This window comes from Baaleninema sp. (genome assembly GCF_049974805.1).
Taxonomy (GTDB): Bacteria; Cyanobacteriota; Cyanobacteriia; order Cyanobacteriales; family Geitlerinemataceae; genus Baaleninema.
Genome location: NZ_JBNGCO010000236.1, coordinates 1 through 1,405 on the forward strand (window position 1 = coordinate 1; position 1,405 = coordinate 1,405).

At 43.4% G+C, this 1,405-nt stretch carries 1 protein-coding gene; it reads right to left on the minus strand.

Annotated features, from left to right (window positions below; genetic code table 11):
• Positions 1-503 precede the first annotated feature (503 nt).
• Entirely contained in the window at positions 504-1,226 is a 723-nt protein-coding gene (locus ACP5D4_RS21585; protein WP_428013662.1) for a Crp/Fnr family transcriptional regulator, read from the minus strand.
• Positions 1,227-1,405: the final 179 nt, after the last annotated feature.

Genomic DNA, 1,405 nt, shown 5'->3' on the forward strand with positions numbered 1-1,405 from the left:
ACTTAGGATTGCTATATCTGCTGCTCACACTCGTCCGTTTAAAAGGTTTAAATCAGCAATAAAATCCCATGAAATTGGGAAAACTGTATTGTCGGTATTGCCCGCGACATCGAAAAACCGTGGGTTTTTCAAAATGTTCGATCGATCGTTCTACACTGAAACTTTTAAACACTCAACCGGATTGTTTAGACTTAGTGCAAAAACACTGCTCGAGTCAAGATTTTTTGGACTGATATTCCAAAATAAAATCCCAAACAAGAGAGGGGAGGTTTGATAATGTCGATTCTCAACAAAGAAGACTCTTTATCGATCGCAGTTCTCGGCGGATTTTGTCCGGTTTGCCACAGCCATGAAATCCGCTATGTCGAATACCAACGGAACAAAAGATTTGGGTTTTACTGTTGGTCTTGTCGCTGGAAAGAAAACTATACTAACAGAGATTTAAAAGAGGTGTCTAGTCGTTGGCACGATTTAAGTCACTGGCCGCAATTTCAGTACCCCAGTTAACTCGAAACGCAGCCCTTGAAAGCGGATCGATGGATCTCCCTGGCTATTTTGCGATAACACTCACAGGCAAAGGATTCGAGCCTCGTGCGATCGAGAATGACAATTCGGCCTCGATTGTAGCGTATCGTGTCCGTGGCTTGAAAAGCGTTAGCGGCTTGGGTGATACTGGCACGCCGCACCCCGAGTATTTCGGCGATATTTTGGTGGGTGAAATTCAAGGAATCTTGCTGAGCGCAATCGGAAACTGATAAAAGCCAACGGGCAAGTTGCTGGGCAATGCGGTGATGAGATTTACAGGCGGCAAGATAGGAAGTTTCGTTCAAGCGGGCTTGGGTGTATTCTAGGAGGATTTTGTGTGATTGAAAGTTGCGATCGCACTCGAATTTCAACCGATGCGAATCGAGTTTTAACGCACGTCCTTTGACTAACACAACGGCTTGATAAATGGTATATTGATGTCTCAAACAGAGCGATAAATCGAACATTCCTTTGGAACCGATCGCTCCCAGTTCAGTCTTAGAACCATTAGCAAATGGTAACAGTAAAGACAGAACGGCAGTTGTGGGAAAATAAACGTATTTGTAGGGAAAATTGACTTGGAATAGCGTTTGACCGAAATTCAACTCAATTGGCTCTAAATGAGATGCAATCTGTCGGTAAACATCTGAAGGGAAACGGGCTAACAATTGGTTGCCCAGACGGTCATCCTGTTCGGACATAGTACGATCCTTCCAAGGATAAATTAGACAAGTGTAAACTCCCTCAAATTTCAGTGAAGTTTCGCATACAAGACTTCACCCCTTGAGGGGGTTTGTAGAAAAACAACCCGTCTATAAAAAAATTAGCTCGTTGACATCTACCTTTTTTCTAAGTACAGGACAAAAGTTGCAGAGCATGG

Coding starts and splice junctions, on each gene's coding strand:
- ACP5D4_RS21585 (WP_428013662.1), bottom strand. CDS start 1,226: ATGTCCGAACAGGATGACCGTCTGGGCAACCAATTGTTAGCCCGTTTC.